Below are 17,091 nucleotides of genomic sequence, written 5' to 3'. Positions count from 1 at the left end.
CGCCAGGCAACTCTGACCGTCAAGCAACGCTGACCGAGCAGCGCTGAAGCCGCCGAGCAGGCCGGAACACCCCCGACGCCGCCCGGTCAGGCGCCGAGTGTCTCGCGCGTCGTGGCGCGACGGACCAGCAGGATCGTTCCGAGAACGGCCACGGCGGTCAGCGGCCAGCCCATCGAGATTCGCGCGACGGCCAGCCATCCGGTCTGATCGTGGTCGTAGAGCTGCGACTGCAGCAGGTAGCGCGCGGCGAAGACCAGCGCCCACAAGGCGGTGGCGAGGTCGTAGGCGTGCAGGATGCGCCGATCACGACGCCACCCTGTTCCCTGCCCGTTCACCAGATGCCATGCGACACCGACGAGCGGCCACCGAACCATGATCGAGACCACGAAGACGAGTGCGTAGACCAGGGTGGTCCAGATGCCGAACAGGAAGTAGCCCTTGGCATCTCCCACCCGGTGGGCGATGAACACACAGATGGCGACCCCGATGACACCGGATACCGCCGGGGTGAGCGCTTCGCGTCGCAGCAATCGAACGCCGAAGACGGCCACCGCGGTCGCCAGGGCCGCGATGATCGCGGCCCGCAGACCGAAGAAGGAATTGACCGGCACGAAGACCACGATCGGCACGGTCGAGTAGATCAGCCCCGAGACGCCGCCCAGCTGTTCGAGAACGGTTGCGCCGGGCTTGTCCCCGGTGGGCACGTGATCGGGTCGATCGTCCGGTTCGGCGGCGTCGGACTCAGTCCTCTGCGCCATGCAGTTCGTAGTAGGGGTTGTAGATGACCTTGGTTCCCTCGTGCATCGCCAGCCGGCCCCGAACGGTCAGTTTGCGGCCGGGCTCGATACCCGGGATCCGGTTGCGGCCCAGCCATTTGAGGAGCACGACGTCGGTGCCGTCGAAGAACTCGGCCTTCACCCCCGCCTTGGCCGCCTTCGAGCACGTCTCGACCGACCTCAGCTCACCGTGCATGGCGACCTCGTCGCCGCGGCCGCAGTCCGATGCCCGCTGGGCACCGGTCGCACGCGATTCCTCGGCGATCTTCTCCGCGTCGGCGTCACCGAGATCCTCGGTCAGCCGGCGGGTGAGTCGCTTGAGATATCCGGCTGTGGGCATCACAACCTCCACGCTTCTCTGTCTGGTGTGGGTCGGCGACCGGCGGGCTTGACCGGGAGTCCGAAAGACCCCATTTGTCGCCAGCGTAGACCTCTCCGTCCATCACTTACAACGCCGGAGCATGATCATTGCATGCCCGCGAATGACGCCGCCGGCGCACCCGATCCCGCCGTCCTGGTGGCGCTGCCGGGCACCGGATCCGACGCCGACTACATACGGCGTGCCTTCGGTCCCGCGGCGGCGTCGCTCGGGGTGGACCTGATTGCTCCGGAACCGGCGAACGACCTGGTCGGCGGATATCGCGCCACGCTGGACGCAGCTGCCGGAGAGGGCCGCCCGATCCTCGTCGGCGGGGTGTCCATCGGCGCGGCGATCGCGCTCGAGTGGGCACTGGATGCCGGCCGGTCCCGGTGCTGCGGGGTGTTGGCCGCCCTGCCGGCGTGGTCGGGATCACCGGAGCACGCCGCGGCCGCGCACAGCGCGACACTCACCGCCTCGTCGATCGAGCGGGACGGTCTCGAGCCGACGATCGGGGCGATGACCGCGACGAGTCCGGAGTGGCTGGCCGCCGAGCTGACCCGATCCTGGCGGGGTCTGGCGGACGGGCTGGTGACGCAGTTGCGGTGCGGAGCGGCCTATCGTGCGCCGGGGCCGGCCGAGATCGCCGACCTCGGGGTCCCGCTGGCGGTGACCGCCGCCATCGACGATCCGGTGCATCCGATCGGGGTGGCCCGGCAGTGGTGTGCGGCCGCACCGCGCTCGGCGCTGGTCGAGGTCACGCTGGCCGGATGGGGTGCGCGGCCGGCGCTGCTCGGCGACTCCTGCGCTCGGGCCTGGGCGGCCCTGCATCACGGGCAACAGGATCCCGAGGGTTAGCCGATCGGTCAGGACGCCGTGGTCAGCGCCGCCCGCGCCTGCGGAAGCGCTGCATCGCGGAGCCCGACGACGGCGGCGGCGCATCGTCGGCGATGTCGGTGCCGGGTTCCGCGGTTTCCTCGGCGACCCCGCTCGGCTCGTCCCCGCCGGTCCCCGCGTCATCCGTGTCCGCCTCATCGGTGTCCGGATCAGCGTCGAGGAGTGCCTGCTCGTCGGTCCAGACCGTCGCCTGGGCGAGCTGGTCGAGTGCACCACCGGGGACGGGGGCCGCGTCGGGATCGGGTTCGGCGGGCTGTGGCGTCGGGGCTTGCGGGACGGGTGCGGCCGGCGCACCCGACTGCTCGGCGGCCATCTCGTCCATCATCTGCTGCTGCGCCGCGGCCACCTGCTCGGCGAGGACGGGCGGCAGCACGATCGGCAACGGATCGCGCGGCGGATACGGCTCGGTTCCACGCCGCACGACCGTCTCGGCGAGCACGGCGCGCGCGAGGCGGGCCATCTCGTCGGCCGAGACGCTCGGACCGCTGGCCACACAGCGCACCATCCAGCGCGGGCCGTCGACACCGATGAACAGGTGGGTGGCGTCGTCGACTTCGGCGATCACCTCCCGACCCCAGTGTCCGTCGGAGATGCCGGTGGTGGCGCCCTCGTCGCGCAACGAGCCGGCCAGCTCGCGCACCACCTCGCGCCACAGCCCGGGAGATTTGGGAGCGGCGAAGGCGGACACGGTGATTCGGCCGTGTGGGGTCACCAGGTAGACGGCCTGCGGCTGATGGTCCGCGGACATCTCGACGGTGACCTGCCCGCCTTCGACGACCGGGACGAGAACCGACCCCAGATCGAGGTGGGAGTTCTCCAGCTCGCCGGGATCGGTGGCCAGTTCCTCGATGTCGTAGGGACCGAGTGCCTGACCGATCCGCGGTGCATCGTCACCGGCCATGGGTGCTCCTCGTGTCGGTTCGGACGGCGGACGCCGCACGCGCGTCTGCGCCCACCTGCGCCCCCATGTCCCTGTCAGCCCCCGCCTTCTCGACCATGAACGCAGATTAACCGACCGGGCGGGTGATCGGACTCAGGCGTCGGCCGACGGCACGTCGTGCAGGGCGGCGTGGCCGCCGCTGGATCCGTATCCGCCTGCGCCGCGGCTGGTGTCGTCGAGTTCGTCGACCTCCACGAAGTCGGGCAGTTCGACCCGCTGCACGACGAGCTGGGCGATGCGATCGCCGCGGGAGATGGTGATGGGCTGCTCCGGATCGAGGTTGATCAGGCAGACCTTGATCTCACCTCGGTATCCGGCGTCGATGGTCCCCGGCGTGTTGACGATCGACAGCCCGGTCCGCGCCGCGAGCCCCGAGCGGGGGTGGATGAGGCCGACGGTGCCGACCGGCAGGGCGACCGCGATCCCGGTCGGTACGAGTTGACGCCGCCCGGCGGGCAGTTCGAGGTCGATGGCGCAATACAGATCCACACCCGCGTCACCAGGGTGGGCCCGGGCCGGCATCGGCAACTCGGGATCGAGTCGGCGGACCGGAATCCGGCCCTCGGGGGTCAGGTCAGCGGGGGTCGAATCTGCGGTCACGCAGGCAGACTACGCTGGCCGCGTGACCGAACCGCACTCGCCCGACCACTCGACCGGCTCCACTGGAAAGGGTCCGGCCGGCGATGACGGCGCCTACCGCTACGACGAGCGGCTCTTCGTGCCGTGGTGGTGGTGGCTGGCCGCCGCGGTGCTGACCGGCGTGGTCGGCCACGAGATCGAACTGGCCGCGCACAGCTCACCCTGGGGTCTGCTGGGCTACCCGGTGACGGCGGTGCTGTGTGCCGCGGTGCTGTGGTCGGCGGGTCGGGTGCGGATCAGTGTGACGGCCGATGGTGAGCTGCAGGCCAATCGTGCACGGCTGCCGCGGTCGGTGATCGCCCGCGGCGCGAGCATCCCCGCCTCGGCGAAGAGCGCAGCGCTCGGGCGGCAGCTCGATCCGGCAGCGTTCCTGGTCCATCGGGCGTGGGTCAAGACCATGATTCTCGTGGTCCTCGATGACCCGGACGATCCGACGCCCTATTGGTTGGTGTCGACGCGGCACCCGGCGGAGTTGCTGGCCGCGCTTGGTATCCCCGACGCGGCGGCCACTCCCCCCGCCGATTCGGGCCGGACAGATTCGGGTCCCGCCGATTCGGGTCCGGCGGATTGATTCATCCCCATAGCCGTCGTCGCGCAGATTGCTCTGCACCGGCGCGTGATCAGCACTGACAAGTGATCCGTACTGGGTGATGCGTGTAGCAAGGTGATCTTCGCATCTGCGGCGGTGGTCACAGCCGTCCGTGGGCCGGGCCGGTGTGCCACAACTGAAGTGCCGAGGCCACCGTCATGTGTCGGGGCTCGGCACTGTGCGAACGGGTTCTTCCCCGTGAGATCGGTGCTGCCTCGGCTCGACGGCACCGATCCGGTGGGCCGCCGCGCGCTGTGCGACGAGCGGCCCCGGTCGACGTGGTGTCCTTCTCGGCGATCAGCCGGTCAGGCGCAGTCCACGCAGATCATCGAGCTGCCGTTCTCGCGAGCCAGACGGCTGCGGTGGTAGACGAGAAAGCAGCTGGTGCAAGTGAATTCGTCGGCCTGCTTGGGGATCACCCGGACCGACAGCTCCTCGCCCGACAGATCGGCGCCGGGCAGTTCGAAGGATTCGGCGGTGTCGCTCTCGTCGACATCGACCGCAGCGGATTGCGCCTCGCTGCGCCGTGCCTTCAGTTCCTCGAGCGAGTCCTCGTTGAGGTCCTCGGTCTCGGTGCGTCGGGGCGCGTCGTAATCAGTAGCCATTGTGTGCCTTACGTGGTTGAGAGTCTCAAGGGGCGCTCTCTGGGCTGTTCGGCTTGTGGCCGATCAGCCGGTGGATGCGCGCAGCCCCGCCGGGATTGTCTTGCCGGCGGCGTCACTACAACGTCATGACCGGTGCAATTCGTTACCCGTAACCCGTTAGTCGGATGTGATCTTGCTCACATTCCGTCATTTCGCTCCCCATGGGCCGTGGAGAGCGGGCGCCCGAAGAATAGTGGACGGACCCCGCTGGGTCAACAATCGTCGGCACCTGGAATTCCCGGGTGTCTCCGAGGGGGCCGTCCACCTGTGCGGCGACGCGCCCGGGCACGCCGACGCCCGTTGCCGACCACACCCTCCACGACCCTCTACGCTGACCCCCAGAACCAAGCTGCCCAGATCAAGAACCACCCACACCAAGGGCTGCCCGAACCAAGCCAGTCCCCTGTCGGGAGAGGAGCCACCGCACCGTGGTGTCGCAGATTACGACCGGGTATCCGGCCGACGAGAACGGTCGGTCCTACCGGCGCCGACGTTATGCGCCGGCGATCATCGTGACCGTTGTGCTGGTGATCGTCGGGGTCGTGGTGTGGGTGGTGGCCCTCTCCGATACGCAGGCGTCGTCTGCGCCGACCGACTGCAACCAACCGACGCCGGCGACATCCACCCCCGGTGAGACGCCCGCGGCGACCCCGGCAGCACCGGTGCGCCTCGATGCGGTTGCCCGCGCGGACATGCTCGAGGTGTCCCCCGCCCCGCTGTCGACGTTCCAGGTGCGGGTGCTCAACGCCTCCGGCGAGCGCGGCGTGGCGCGATCGGTGGCCGACGACCTCAGCGGTCAGGGATTCAATCCGGCCCCCGACAACCCCTATGGCGACGACACGGTCTACCCGAACCGCGATCTGCATTGTGTGGCGCAGATCCGGTTCGGTCCGGCCGGCCGGGCCGGGGCGGCAGCGGTCTGGCTCGCGTTCCCGTGCGCCCAGCTGGTGAACGACAACCGGCGCGGGACCACGGTGGACGTGGCCCTCGGCGAGTACTACAAGAGCAGCGAGCTGTCCCAAGACACCCTCGCCGCCCTCGAGGTGCTGCGCACCGCCGACCCCAAGAAGCCGGAAACCGGCGTGGACCCGGCACTGCTGAAAGCGGTGCACTCGTCCACCTGCTGACGGCGGCGACGCACCTGCCTCAGGCGACGCGGTCGCGTGCGCCGAGTTCGTCGAGGATGGACACCAGTTCGGTAGCGATACCCGGGGCGGTCGCCAGGGTGAGATATCCCTCCGAGGACCGCGAGTCCGGCGGCGGGATGTGAACCACCGCGCCCGCCTCGGCGGCGATCAGGGCGCCGGCCGCCCAGTCCCAGGGGCTCAGACCGTGTTCGTAGTGCGCGTCCACGGCCCCGCTGGCGACCATGCACAGGTCAAGGGCGGCCGCCCCGATCCGGCGGATGTCACGCACCCGCGGCAACAGCCCGGCGACAATCTCGCCCTGAATCCGCCTGCGCGTGGCCTCATAGCCGAATCCGGTGGCGACCAGAGCGAGATCTGCACGATCGATCTCATTGCAGGACAACCGAATTCGTGTGCCGTCGGCGCCGTGGAGGTAGGCACCACCTCCGCGCGCGGCGCTGTAGGTGAGTCCGCGGGCGACGTCGACGACAGCACCGGCGACCGACTGCCCGTCGATCTGCGCGGCCACCGAGACCGCATACGCGGGCACCCCGTACATGAAGTTCACCGTGCCGTCGATGGGGTCGACGACCCACCGCACACCGGACGGTACATCGACGCTGCCGCCGGCTTCCTCGCCGAGCACCTCGTCGTCGGGTCGCGCGGTGCGCAGCAGTGACCGGATGAGGTGCTCGGTCTCGGTGTCGGCGACCGTCACCGGATCGGTTTCCGTCGACTTCGTCGACACGGTGGGCACGGTGGGCACGGTCGACTTCGTCGACACGGCGGGAATGGTGTCCGCGGCAGGATCGGCGCTCGAACCGAAGAGTTCGGGTCGCCGGCTGCGGACGTGTTCGGCCGCCGCCTGTGCCACCGACCTCGCAATCGCCTCGAGGTCGTCGTTCGCGGGTCGCTGTTCGGCGGGTGAGTTCACGTCTCCATTCAACTAGGGCGTGTCTCCCAATTCCACTGCGCCCAACTCCCCTGCGCCCAACTCCCCTGCGCCCAACTCCCCTGCGCCCAACTCCCCTGCAAGGATCGGGAGACACGCCCTCGCCGCGGTGTACCCCCGGTACCGGCCGCCTGTTCGCCTACACCGAGCGTGCGCCCCGCCGCCTGGATAGCCTGTGTACGAGAGTTCCCGTCACCGCCGGAGAGGACGGTCGCGATGACCGAGTCAGCGTCAGCCACGTCAGCACCAGAGGGGTCGGGAACCGCCGACATCCCCGACACCGGTTCCACGTCAACGCATCTCGCCTTCGGTGTGGACGTCGGCGGGTCCGGCATCAAGGGTGGGGTGGTCGATCTCGACACCGGTGAACTGGTCGGCGAACGATTCAAGGTGCTGACTCCTCGACCGGCGACGCCGGATGCGGTCGCCGGAGGCGTCGCCGAGGTGGTCGGTCACTTCGGCTGGACCGGACCGGTCGGGATCACGCTGCCCGGGGTCATCACCGACGGCGTGATGCGCACGGCGGCCAACGTCGACAAGTCCTGGATCGGAACCGATGTGTACGCCTTGTTCAGCGAGCGTCTCGGCGGTCGTCAGGTGTCGGTGCTCAACGACGCCGATGCGGCCGGCATGGCCGAGGACGCGCACGGCGCCGGCCGCGGCGTCGACGGCGTGGTGATGCTCCTGACCTTCGGGACGGGCATCGGGTCGGCGATCCTGATCAACGGGACCCTGGTGCCCAATACCGAGCTCGGGCACATGCACATCGGCAAGAAGGAGGCCGAGCACCAGGCGTCGTCGCGGATCAAAGAGGAGAAGGGATGGTCGTATGAGAAGTGGACCGAGAAGGTCTCCGAGGTCCTGTCCACCTACGAGGCGTTGTTCTGGCCCAAGTTGTTCATCGCCGGGGGCGGCATCAGCCGCAAGTCCGACAAGTGGATTCCGCTGCTGACCAACTCGACGCCGGTCGTACCCGCGACCCTGCTCAACACCGCGGGCATCGTCGGCGCCGCGATGGCCGTGTCCCGCGGCTTGAAGACGTGACCACGCAACGCCCGCTCCGCTGTCGTGAACTTCCGGCACAACTCCGCAATGTCTACGGCGACACCGGTTCCGCGCGGCACCGGCGACGGCCGTGACCTGGCCTTTGACACATCGGACAGGTCGATGTCGTTACAATGGTCGGCACCGGTCATCATGCGCCGACATCCAAGCCCTCACCCGCGGTGGCCCGTGCTGCCGCGACGCGTCAAGAGTCAGTTCTGAAAGGTTGTACGTGGCAGCCACCAAGACCCGTCATGCGGACGCCGGGATCGACGAGAACGCCGTGGTCGAGACCACCGCGGATCCGTCGGCCGACGCCGCGAGCGACGAGACATCCACACAACGACCCGCCAAGAAGGCGGCGAAAAAGGCCGCCCGGAAGGCGCCGGCCAAGAAGGCCGCTCGGAAGGCACCCGCCAAGAAGGCGGCGAAGAAGGTTGCCGCGGGTCCGGCCGGCGAACCCGACGGTGACGTCGAGGACGGCCCGGACTCGATCGACGACATCGACGCCCCCGACACCGAACTCGACGACGACGTGGAGATCGACGACGACCTCGAGGTCGACGACGATAACACCGACGACGCCACCGCCGAGGACGCCGACGACGAGGACGAGGACAACTCGGTCACCGTCGTCGCCGCCGATACGGCCAAGACCGCCACGGGCAAGTCCGCGGCCGCCAAGGAGACCGCCACACCGGAGAAGACGGCCGGTGACTTCGTCTGGGACGAAGAGGAGTCCGAGGCGCTGCGGCAGGCCCGCAAGGACGCCGAACTCACCGCCTCCGCCGACTCGGTGCGCGCCTATCTCAAGCAGATCGGCAAGGTCGCACTGCTCAACGCCGAGGAAGAGGTCGAGCTCGCCAAGCGCATCGAGGCCGGCCTGTTCGCGACGGAACGGCTGCGCCGCATCATGGAGTCCGGCGAGAAGATCACCACGGCCCAGAAGCGCGACCTCAACTGGATCTCCCGCGACGGCAACCGCGCGAAGAACCATCTGCTCGAGGCCAACCTACGACTGGTGGTCTCGCTGGCCAAGCGCTACACCGGCCGCGGTATGGCGTTCCTGGATCTGATCCAGGAGGGCAATCTCGGTCTGATCCGCGCGGTCGAGAAGTTCGACTACACCAAGGGTTACAAGTTCTCCACGTACGCCACCTGGTGGATCCGGCAGGCGATCACCCGCGCCATGGCCGACCAGGCGCGCACGATCCGCATCCCCGTCCATATGGTCGAGGTGATCAACAAGCTGGGCCGCATCCAGCGTGAACTGCTCCAGGATCTGGGTCGCGAACCCACCCCGGAGGAGCTCGCGAAGGAGATGGACATCACTCCGGAGAAGGTGCTGGAGATCCAGCAGTACGCTCGGGAACCCATCTCGCTGGACCAGACCATCGGCGACGAGGGTGACAGCCAGCTCGGAGACTTCATCGAGGACTCCGAGGCCGTGGTCGCCGTGGACGCGGTGAGCTTCACCCTGCTCCAGGATCAGCTGCAGTCGGTACTCGAGACCCTGTCCGAGCGGGAGGCCGGCGTGGTCCGGTTGCGTTTCGGCCTGACCGATGGTCAGCCGCGAACCCTCGACGAAATCGGTCAGGTCTACGGCGTCACCCGCGAGCGCATCCGGCAGATCGAGTCCAAGACGATGTCGAAGCTGCGCCACCCGTCGCGGTCGCAGGTCCTGCGCGACTATCTGGACTGATGCCACTCGCCCGCAACCACGGGCGAGTGCGCATGTCAACCTTTGTGGCCAGCCGGATTTCATCGGCCGTTGACGATTCCCGATCGAGGGCTCGGACCTCGTACGATGTCCGAATGCCGCATTTGGGGAGTTGGGTCCATCCGCGACCCTCGACGCCACTTCTGGTGTCGCGCCGTGCGGTCGATCTGGTGCGGGTCGCGTCGATGCTGTGTCGATAGGTGCCCCGACGGTTCATCCGTCGTACCTGTCCCCCACGACGACTTCTGCCCGCAGCGGCACCGGCATCGAAAGCCCCTGACACATGCGCACCATCGTTCTCATCGCCCTGGTCGGTTTTGCCGCCCAACTCGTCGACGGCAGCCTCGGCATGGCCTACGGCGTCACCACGACGACGCTGCTCCTGGCGATCGGCACCAACCCGGCCGCCGCGTCGGCCACCGTGCACCTCGCCGAGATCGGGACCACCCTCGTATCGGGTGTCTCGCACTGGAAGTTCGGCAACGTCGACTGGCGTGTGGTGCGGCGGATCGCGATCCCCGGTGCCGTGGGCGCCTTCCTGGGTGCCACCATCCTGTCGCAGCTGTCCACCGAGGCGGCTGCCCCGGTCATGGCCGTGATCCTGCTGCTTCTCGGCCTCTACATCCTGCTGCGTTTCACCTTCCAGGGCATCCCTCGTCATCACCTGGGCAAGCCGCTGCGTAAGCGGTTCCTCGGTCCCCTCGGCTTCGTCGCCGGCTTCGTCGACGCCACCGGCGGCGGCGGATGGGGCCCGGTGGGCACCCCGGCGATCCTGGCCAGCGGACGCCTCGAGCCGCGCAAGGTCATCGGATCGATCGACACCAGCGAGTTCATCATCGCGGTCGCGGCCAGCCTCGGATTCCTGTTCAGCCTCGGATCGCAGGGCATCAACTTCGCGTGGGTCGGTGCCATCCTCGTCGGCGGCGTCGTCGCGGCCCCTATCGCTGCCTGGCTGGTCCGGCACATCCCGCCGCGACTGCTCGGTGCCTCGGTGGGTGGTCTGATCGTTCTGACCAACGCCCGCAGCCTGCTCAAGAGCGATCTGATCGACGCGTCGGCGCCGGTGCGCACCGCGTTCTACGTGGTCATCAGCATCGCCTGGGCGGCAGCCTTCGCCTACTCCCTGCGTGCGTACCTGCGCGATCGGGAGAGCGAGTCCTCGGACGCGGTCAGCGAACTGCGCGAACAGCAGGAGGCGGTCGCCGAGGGCCGTCCGACCGCGGCGGCCGCCGGTTAGGACCGCTCTGATTCGACGACCGGGCCCGGCGCTGTGAGCCGGGTCGCATCATGCGTAACACCCGCTTGTACCGGTGTTGCGGTCGATGTGTGCGGTGTTAACGGTGAGTGACGACACACCGAGGCGGCGCGCGGAACAATACGAAACCCCCGAGCGTCTGACAGAGTGAAGGTCGATGCATCGCCCGGATGTGTCGGCTCACGAAGGGAAGGCGACCGACAGGCGCCGGACCGGGACGGAGGAATCATGACAGACACTGCCACCACAGCCCCGATCTCCATGCCGCTCACCGCTGCCGATCGCTGCGATCGCTGCGGCGCCGCGGCCAAGGTACGCGCCGTTCTCCCCACGGGAGGCGAGCTTCTCTTCTGCCGTCATCACTTCAACGAGCATGAAGCGCGCCTCGTGGAACTCAGTGCGACCGTCGTGGAGTCCGCGGGCGAACTCGTCTAGCGACCGACACGCAGTACGTCAGCAGGCCCGGCCGGAGTTCTCCGGCCGGGCCTGCTGCTGTCTGGCGGTCGCCGCCTGTCGAGTGGTCTGTCGTCGGGTGGTCTTTATCAGAACACTAGCGCCACTCACGTAGCGCGTTGATGCGCTCGCGTAGCTGGTCGGCGCTCGCCATCGCGGTGGGCGGACCACCGAGGCGGGTGCGCAACTCGTTGTGCACCATGCCGTGCGGTTTACCGGTGCGGTGGTGATGCATGGCGACCAGACTGTTCAGTTCCTTGCGCAGGGCATGCAGATTCTCCCCCGTGCTGCGCGGAGTCTGCGCCCCGGCGCCGGCATCGGATTTGTTCCCGGCGGCTGCCGTCGTGCGCGCGGCGACCTGATCGTCCTGGCGTCGACGCAACAGCGCCCGCACCTGATCGGCGTCGAGCAGCCCCGGCAACCCCAGGTAATCCGACTCCTCCTCGGTGCCGGCGAAGGTGGCGGTGCCGAACGACGACCCGTCGAAGATCACCTGGTCGAGTTCGGCGTCGGCGTGCAGTGACTGAAAACCCTTCTCGTCCTCGCCGGGTTCGTCCTTCTGCTTGTTCGCATCCTCGAGCAACGCGTCGTCGAGGCCGTCGCTCTCCCGATGCGGCTTGCCGAGCACGTGATCGCGCTCGGCCTCCATCTGACTCGCCAGATCCAGCAGGACCGGGACCGATGGGAGAAAAACGCTCGCCGTCTCACCCGGGCGCCGTGACCGCACGAACCGGCCGATCGCCTGAGCGAAATACAAGGGAGTCGACGCGCTGGTCGCGTACACCCCGACGGCGAGCCGGGGCACGTCGACACCCTCGGACACCATGCGAACCGCGACCATCCATTCGTCGTCGGAGGTGGCGAACTCGGCGATCCGCGACGACGACTTCGGGTCGTCGGACAGGACGATCGTCGGGGCCTTCCCGGTGATCGAGGCCAGCAGTTCGGCGTAGTCGCGCGCGGTGGTCTGGTCGGTGGCGATGACCAGCCCACCGGCATCGGGCACACCGGAGGCACGGAGCTGTCCCAGACGGGTGTGTGCCGCGGTCAGGACCGCCGGAATCCAGTCACCGTGCGGGTCGAGCGCGGTCCGCCAGGCGCGGGCGGTGTGCTCGGCCGACAACGGCTCACCGAGGCGGGCGGTGAACTCCTCGCCCGCGCTGGTCCGCCAGCTCGCCTGCCCCGAGTACGCCAGGAACACCACCGGCCGCACGACTCCGTCGGCCAGCGCGTCGGCATACCCGTAGGTGTGGTCGGCGCGAGAGCGTTGCACGCCGCCCGGTTCGGGCTCATAGGTGACGAACGGAATCGGCGAGTCGTCGGACCGGAACGGGGTACCGGTCAGGGCGAGGCGTCGGGTGGCGTCGGAGAACGCCTCGCGGATGGCCTCACCCCAGGACTTGGCGTCGCCGCCGTGGTGGATCTCGTCGAGGATGACCAGCGTGCGCCGGTTCTCGGTGCGCACCCGGTGCCGGGCGGGATGGGCGGCGACCTGGGCATAGGTGACCGCGACCCCGTCGAAATCCGAGCTGGTCTGGCCCGCGGAGTTGCTGAACCGCGAGTCCAGGGCAATTCCGACCCGGGCGGCGGCCTGCGCCCACTGGTGCTTGAGGTGTTCGGTCGGCGCGACCACGGTGATCTGGTCGACGGTGCGATCGTCGAGCAACTCGCGTGCGATCCGCAGACCGAAGGTGGTCTTGCCGGCCCCGGGTGTCGCCACCGCGAGAAAATCCCGCGGGCGGCGGGTGAGGTACTTGGTCAGCGCCCGGCGCTGCCAGGCACGCAGCGGGGGGCCCGAGGACACCCGGGCGGTGACCGGCTCCCCGGCAGGTGCGTGGACACCGGCTGCGTGGACACCGGCTACGGAGTTCTCGGCGGACGTCACCAGGGTGCTGCTCCTCCACTGCGCTCGGAATGCTCACCACCACCGGCGTCCGTGACGGCGCTGACCTGCCGGTCGGCGCCGACCTGGAACTTCCGGCGGGAGGCACAAAACCACCCCTGTCGATGCGGTGTCCGCACCGGCAAGGGACCTCGCTCATGCTACCGGCGCGCGGGGTCTCAGCACGCATCGCGACACGTGGCCGGCGCCACAATCGCGCCCAGCCGCGGCAATCGACCGGCATGAATCGACGGACACCGGCCGCCCGGAATACCCATTCGTGACCACGATCAGGAATGCTGAAGGTATCGCAGGCAGAAACCGCAACCCCGCACCCATCGCCGACGACGGAACGTCGCCGGGCGTCCCGGTGCGTGCGATGCGGTCCGGCACCACATCCCGGCCCACCGCACCGCTACGGGGCAACACCCTGCCCGAGGGCCCCACGGCGGCTCCCACCGATCCGATCCGGGTCAGACGCCCGGCACCGGCGGAGTCGGCCGATCTGCCGATCGACGACCGCCGGCCGGCCGAGAATGATCGGCACGTCCCCTCACCACCTGCCCCCTCCGGTCATGCCCCGTCGCGGCCCGGGCACGATCAGCCGCTCGACCATCCCGACGACGACACCGAGCCCGGCGCCCGGCTCCCGGTCCTGCGCAACCTGCACCGGCTGGCATGGCGCACCACCGTCAACGCCTGGGATCACGGCATCGTCGGATGGTCGGCGCAGGCCGCGTTCTGGCAGGCCCTGTCGCTACCGCCGTTGCTGCTCGGGCTGCTTGGCAGCGTCGGCTACATCGCAGGCTGGTTCGGGCCGGACACCGTCGACGTCATCTACGAGCGCATCATCTCCTTCGCCGACCGGACCTTCTCCGAGAGCGTGGTCAACGACCTGATCACCCCGACCGTCGACAACGTACTCAACCGCGGCCGGGTGGGTCTGGTGTCGCTCGGCTTCGTGTTGTCGCTGTGGGCGGGGTCGTCGGCGGTGTCCTGCTTCATCTCCTCGATCGTGCATGCACACGATCAGCACGAAGTACGAAACCCGGTGTGGCAGCGCATCTTTGCTCTGTTGCTCTACATCGGGTTCCTGTGTGCGGCCGTCCCCCTGCTGCCGTTGGTGGCGCTGGGTCCCAACTACCTGCACGACATCGTCCCGCAGTCCTGGGATCCGATCATCACCACGCTGATCGACGTCGGCTACTTCCCGTTCGTGTCGGTTCTGCTGCTCGGGGTGCTGACGACCCTCTATCACCTCGCGTTACCCAACCCGCTGCCCTGGCACCGGCTGATGGGCGGCGCGGTGCTGGCCGGGATGGTGTTCTGGATCGCGAGCTACATCCTGCGCATCTATCTGACCGCCGTCACCCGCGCCGACTATTCCTACGGAGCGCTCGCCACGCCGATCGCCTTCCTGCTGTTCGCGTTCTTCCTCGGCTTCGCGATCGTGCTGGGGGCCGAGTTCAACGCCGCCGTGCAGGCGCTGTGGCCGGCCAAGGCGTCGGCGACCACGCAGGTCCGGGAGTGGGTGAACTCGCAGACCTCCGACATCACCGGGCAGTTGCGGACATTGCCCGACCGGCTCTCCTCGGGCCCCATCCGCCGCTCGCGCCCGTCATCGGATCGCTCGCCGTCCGACGACCGGACCGAGGGCTGATCAGCTCTTGCGCATGCGGCCGTAGATCTTCTTGCACTTGGGACACACCGGTGATCCCGGCTTGGCCGAGCGGGTCACCGGGAAGGTCTCCCCGCACAGCGCCACCACGTAGGTGCCCATGACCGCGCTCTCGGCGATCTTCTCCTTCTTGACGTAGTGGAAGAACTTCGGCCGGTCGTCGTCCCCGCGATCGGTGGCGTCGGCATCCGGGCGTTCGTCGGTCTTGGTGTCGGACCACTCGTCGAGGTCCGGGCGTTCGATGGTTTCGGTTCCCATACGTCCATTGTGCGTCACCCTGGCACGCCCCGGCACATCAGTCGGGCGAGCCGACGATCGCCCCGGGCCGGTGGTGCATTCGGTTGGCGAAAGTGGAAAGCTGGAAGATGGGCTAGGCAATGACACGTCCGACGCGGGGGCCGCGACGAATCAACTCGTGACGGGACCGACGACGCGACGCGACGACCGGTGACCGGCAGTGAGAAGGGTGTCATGAACGATCAGACCGCGCACGGGGCCCCGTCGTCGCATGGCCGCGGACATCATGTGCCGGCGGAGACCTTCCTCATCACCGACGCGCAGGAATCCTACGAGGCCCAGCACCGGGCTCGGGTGCGCAAATACCTGACGCTGATGGCCTTCCGGGTGCCCGCCCTGGTGATTGCGGGCATCGTGTACAGCTCGACCGGGAACGGGCTCCTCGCGCTCGGCATCGTCGTGCTGTCGATCCCGCTGCCGTGGGTGGCCGTCCTGGTGGCCAACGACCGGCCGCCACGCAAACGCGGCGCAGTACCGCACTATCTGCACGGCGTCGACCATTCGGTCTTCGGCCCGCAGGAACTGAACCCCACCACCGAGTCCGACCCACGTGAGCCGGACTCCCGACGCCCGGACTCCCGGACCATCGATTCGCACACCGTCGATCCGGATTCCTGATCCGCCACGTACCACCCCGCGCCGGCCGGTTCACCGGCTCGGGACATCTCAGCAACTTCTCAGACCGACAGCTGCTCTGTCGGCCGTTGGCCCAGGTCAACCGGTACAGACCGGGTGTCCGCCGACATCGGGGACGGGAACTTTCCGGGCGCCGGAGGCGTTGCACCCAGTGAACGCACTCAATTCAGGAGGCCGCATGTCACGCTCGACACTTGCACGTTCAACCACGACCACTGGATTCGCCGACGACGCGACTCGTACCCGCCCTGCCATGACCGAGCAGGACCTCGATGCCCAATCCCCCGCCGCCGACCTCGTCCGCGTCTATCTGAACGGGATCGGCCGCACGGCTCTGCTCAACGCCGAGCAGGAAGTGGAACTGGCCAAGCAGATCGAGGCGGGCCTCTACGCGAAGCATGTGCTGGCCACCAAGAAGCGGTTGTCGGCGGCCAAGAAGCGTGATCTGGCCATCGTCGTCCGGGAGGGCGAGGCGGCCCGCGCCCATCTGCTCGAGGCCAACCTGCGCCTGGTCGTGTCCCTGGCCAAGCGTTACACCGGCCGTGGCATGCCGCTGCTCGACCTCATCCAGGAGGGCAACCTCGGGCTGATCCGCGCGATGGAGAAGTTCGACTACGCCAAGGGTTTCAAGTTCTCGACGTACGCCACCTGGTGGATCCGGCAGGCCATCACCCGCGGTATGGCCGATCAGTCCCGCACCATCCGGCTCCCCGTCCACCTCGTCGAGCAGGTGAACAAGCTCGCGCGCATCAAGCGTGAACTGCATCAGCAGCTCGGTCGCGAGGCCACCGACGAGGAACTGGCCAACGAGTCGGGTATCCCGGCAGAGAAGATTGCCGATCTGCTCGATCACAGCCGCGACCCGGTGAGCCTCGACATGCCGGTCGGCAGCGACGAGGAGGCACCGCTCGGTGACTTCATCGAGGACGCCGAGGCGACCTCGGCAGAGAGCGCCGTCATCGCCGGGCTGATGCACACCGATGTCCGCGCCGTGCTCGCCACGCTCGACGAGCGCGAACAGCAGGTCATCCGGATGCGCTACGGACTCGACGACGGGCAGCCACGCACCCTCGATCAGATCGGCCGGATGTTCGGTCTGTCCCGTGAGCGTGTCCGTCAGATCGAGCGCGAGGTGATGGGCAAGCTGCGCCAGGGCGATCGCGCGGAACGCCTGCGCGCCTACGCCAGCTGACCGGTCGGCTGA

18 protein-coding genes are annotated in these 17,091 nt (G+C 68.5%); 10 read left to right on the top strand and 8 right to left on the bottom strand.

What is annotated here, in order from left to right:
- Nucleotides 1–86: 86 nt before the first annotated feature.
- Together GBRO_RS11195 and GBRO_RS11190 are read right to left on the bottom strand one after the other, a co-directional pair.
- Nucleotides 87–758 carry a DUF3159 domain-containing protein gene (locus tag GBRO_RS11195; RefSeq protein WP_012834058.1) on the bottom strand — a complete coding sequence of 224 codons (672 nt, stop codon included), beginning with the start codon at nucleotides 756–758 and terminating at the stop codon, nucleotides 87–89.
- Entirely contained in the window at nucleotides 742–1,116 is a 375-nt protein-coding gene (locus GBRO_RS11190) for an OB-fold nucleic acid binding domain-containing protein (protein ID WP_012834057.1), read from the bottom strand. Before GBRO_RS11190 ends, GBRO_RS11195 begins: the two co-directional genes overlap by 17 nt.
- A 132-nt stretch (nucleotides 1,117–1,248) precedes the next feature.
- Between GBRO_RS11190 and GBRO_RS11185 the strand changes: the two genes are divergently transcribed.
- A complete protein-coding gene (locus GBRO_RS11185; RefSeq protein WP_012834056.1) occupies nucleotides 1,249–1,992 on the top strand; it encodes an alpha/beta hydrolase in 744 nt (247 codons plus the stop codon).
- A 22-nt stretch (nucleotides 1,993–2,014) separates the two neighbouring features.
- Here GBRO_RS11185 and GBRO_RS11180 read toward each other — a convergent pair whose 3' ends face one another.
- Entirely contained in the window at nucleotides 2,015–2,932 is a 918-nt protein-coding gene (locus GBRO_RS11180) for a DUF3710 domain-containing protein (protein ID WP_012834055.1), read from the bottom strand.
- A 132-nt stretch (nucleotides 2,933–3,064) separates the two neighbouring features.
- Entirely contained in the window at nucleotides 3,065–3,571 is a 507-nt protein-coding gene (dut, locus tag GBRO_RS11175) for a dUTP diphosphatase (RefSeq protein ID WP_052298260.1), read from the bottom strand.
- 22 nt (nucleotides 3,572–3,593) lie between these two features.
- Between dut and GBRO_RS11170 the strand changes: the two genes are divergently transcribed.
- The gene (locus GBRO_RS11170; protein ID WP_012834053.1) at nucleotides 3,594–4,181 is read left to right on the top strand and encodes a DUF3093 domain-containing protein; all 588 of its coding nucleotides are present in this window, start codon (nucleotides 3,594–3,596) and stop codon (nucleotides 4,179–4,181) included.
- Between the two features lie 323 nt (nucleotides 4,182–4,504).
- Here the strand turns inward: GBRO_RS11170 and GBRO_RS11165 are convergent, their stop codons facing one another.
- Nucleotides 4,505–4,804 carry a DUF4193 domain-containing protein gene (locus GBRO_RS11165; RefSeq protein ID WP_012834052.1) on the bottom strand — a complete coding sequence of 100 codons (300 nt, stop codon included), beginning with the start codon at nucleotides 4,802–4,804 and terminating at the stop codon, nucleotides 4,505–4,507.
- Nucleotides 4,805–5,271: 467 nt separating this feature from the next.
- On the opposite strand from GBRO_RS11165, the gene cei reads away from it, so the two are divergent.
- Nucleotides 5,272–5,970, top strand: coding sequence for an envelope integrity protein Cei (cei, locus tag GBRO_RS11160; RefSeq protein WP_012834051.1), 699 nt, complete (start codon nucleotides 5,272–5,274; stop codon nucleotides 5,968–5,970).
- Nucleotides 5,971–5,989: 19 nt separating this feature from the next.
- Here cei and GBRO_RS11155 read toward each other — a convergent pair whose 3' ends face one another.
- Nucleotides 5,990–6,904, bottom strand: coding sequence for an inositol monophosphatase family protein (locus tag GBRO_RS11155; protein ID WP_012834050.1), 915 nt, complete (start codon nucleotides 6,902–6,904; stop codon nucleotides 5,990–5,992).
- A gap of 234 nt (nucleotides 6,905–7,138) precedes the next feature.
- Between GBRO_RS11155 and ppgK the strand changes: the two genes are divergently transcribed.
- From ppgK to GBRO_RS11135, 4 genes are all read left to right on the top strand, one after another.
- Nucleotides 7,139–7,966 carry a polyphosphate--glucose phosphotransferase gene (ppgK, locus tag GBRO_RS11150; RefSeq protein ID WP_012834049.1) on the top strand — a complete coding sequence of 276 codons (828 nt, stop codon included), beginning with the start codon at nucleotides 7,139–7,141 and terminating at the stop codon, nucleotides 7,964–7,966.
- Nucleotides 7,967–8,198: 232 nt separating this feature from the next.
- Nucleotides 8,199–9,668 carry an RNA polymerase sigma factor gene (locus GBRO_RS11145; RefSeq protein WP_012834048.1) on the top strand — a complete coding sequence of 490 codons (1,470 nt, stop codon included), beginning with the start codon at nucleotides 8,199–8,201 and terminating at the stop codon, nucleotides 9,666–9,668.
- 301 nt (nucleotides 9,669–9,969) lie between these two features.
- Nucleotides 9,970–10,923 (top strand): sulfite exporter TauE/SafE family protein, encoded by a 954-nt coding sequence (locus GBRO_RS11140; protein ID WP_012834047.1) that lies wholly within the window; start codon nucleotides 9,970–9,972, stop codon nucleotides 10,921–10,923.
- Nucleotides 10,924–11,169: 246 nt separating this feature from the next.
- Nucleotides 11,170–11,376 carry a DUF7455 domain-containing protein gene (locus GBRO_RS11135; protein ID WP_012834046.1) on the top strand — a complete coding sequence of 69 codons (207 nt, stop codon included), beginning with the start codon at nucleotides 11,170–11,172 and terminating at the stop codon, nucleotides 11,374–11,376.
- A gap of 115 nt (nucleotides 11,377–11,491) precedes the next feature.
- Here GBRO_RS11135 and GBRO_RS11130 read toward each other — a convergent pair whose 3' ends face one another.
- Entirely contained in the window at nucleotides 11,492–13,198 is a 1,707-nt protein-coding gene (locus GBRO_RS11130) for a DEAD/DEAH box helicase (protein WP_041920431.1), read from the bottom strand.
- A 457-nt stretch (nucleotides 13,199–13,655) separates the two neighbouring features.
- Here GBRO_RS11130 and GBRO_RS11120 point away from each other — a divergent pair, with 457 nt between their 5' ends.
- Nucleotides 13,656–14,936 carry a YihY/virulence factor BrkB family protein gene (locus tag GBRO_RS11120; RefSeq protein WP_012834044.1) on the top strand — a complete coding sequence of 427 codons (1,281 nt, stop codon included), beginning with the start codon at nucleotides 13,656–13,658 and terminating at the stop codon, nucleotides 14,934–14,936.
- Here GBRO_RS11120 and GBRO_RS11115 read toward each other — a convergent pair whose 3' ends face one another.
- Nucleotides 14,937–15,212 carry a DUF3039 domain-containing protein gene (locus tag GBRO_RS11115; RefSeq protein WP_012834043.1) on the bottom strand — a complete coding sequence of 92 codons (276 nt, stop codon included), beginning with the start codon at nucleotides 15,210–15,212 and terminating at the stop codon, nucleotides 14,937–14,939.
- Between the two features lie 213 nt (nucleotides 15,213–15,425).
- On the opposite strand from GBRO_RS11115, the gene GBRO_RS11110 reads away from it, so the two are divergent.
- Nucleotides 15,426–15,869, top strand: a complete 444-nt coding sequence (locus GBRO_RS11110; protein WP_012834042.1) for a DUF3099 domain-containing protein — start codon at nucleotides 15,426–15,428, stop codon at nucleotides 15,867–15,869.
- Nucleotides 15,870–16,065: 196 nt separating this feature from the next.
- Nucleotides 16,066–17,079 carry a sigma-70 family RNA polymerase sigma factor gene (locus GBRO_RS11105; RefSeq protein ID WP_012834041.1) on the top strand — a complete coding sequence of 338 codons (1,014 nt, stop codon included), beginning with the start codon at nucleotides 16,066–16,068 and terminating at the stop codon, nucleotides 17,077–17,079.
- Nucleotides 17,080–17,091: the final 12 nt, after the last annotated feature.

The sequence above is a fragment of the Gordonia bronchialis DSM 43247 genome, assembly GCF_000024785.1.
GTDB classification, from domain to species: Bacteria; Actinomycetota; Actinomycetes; order Mycobacteriales; family Mycobacteriaceae; genus Gordonia; species Gordonia bronchialis.
The sequence above is the reverse complement of the archived record's forward strand: the minus strand, read 5'-3'. Positions and strand labels throughout refer to the sequence as shown.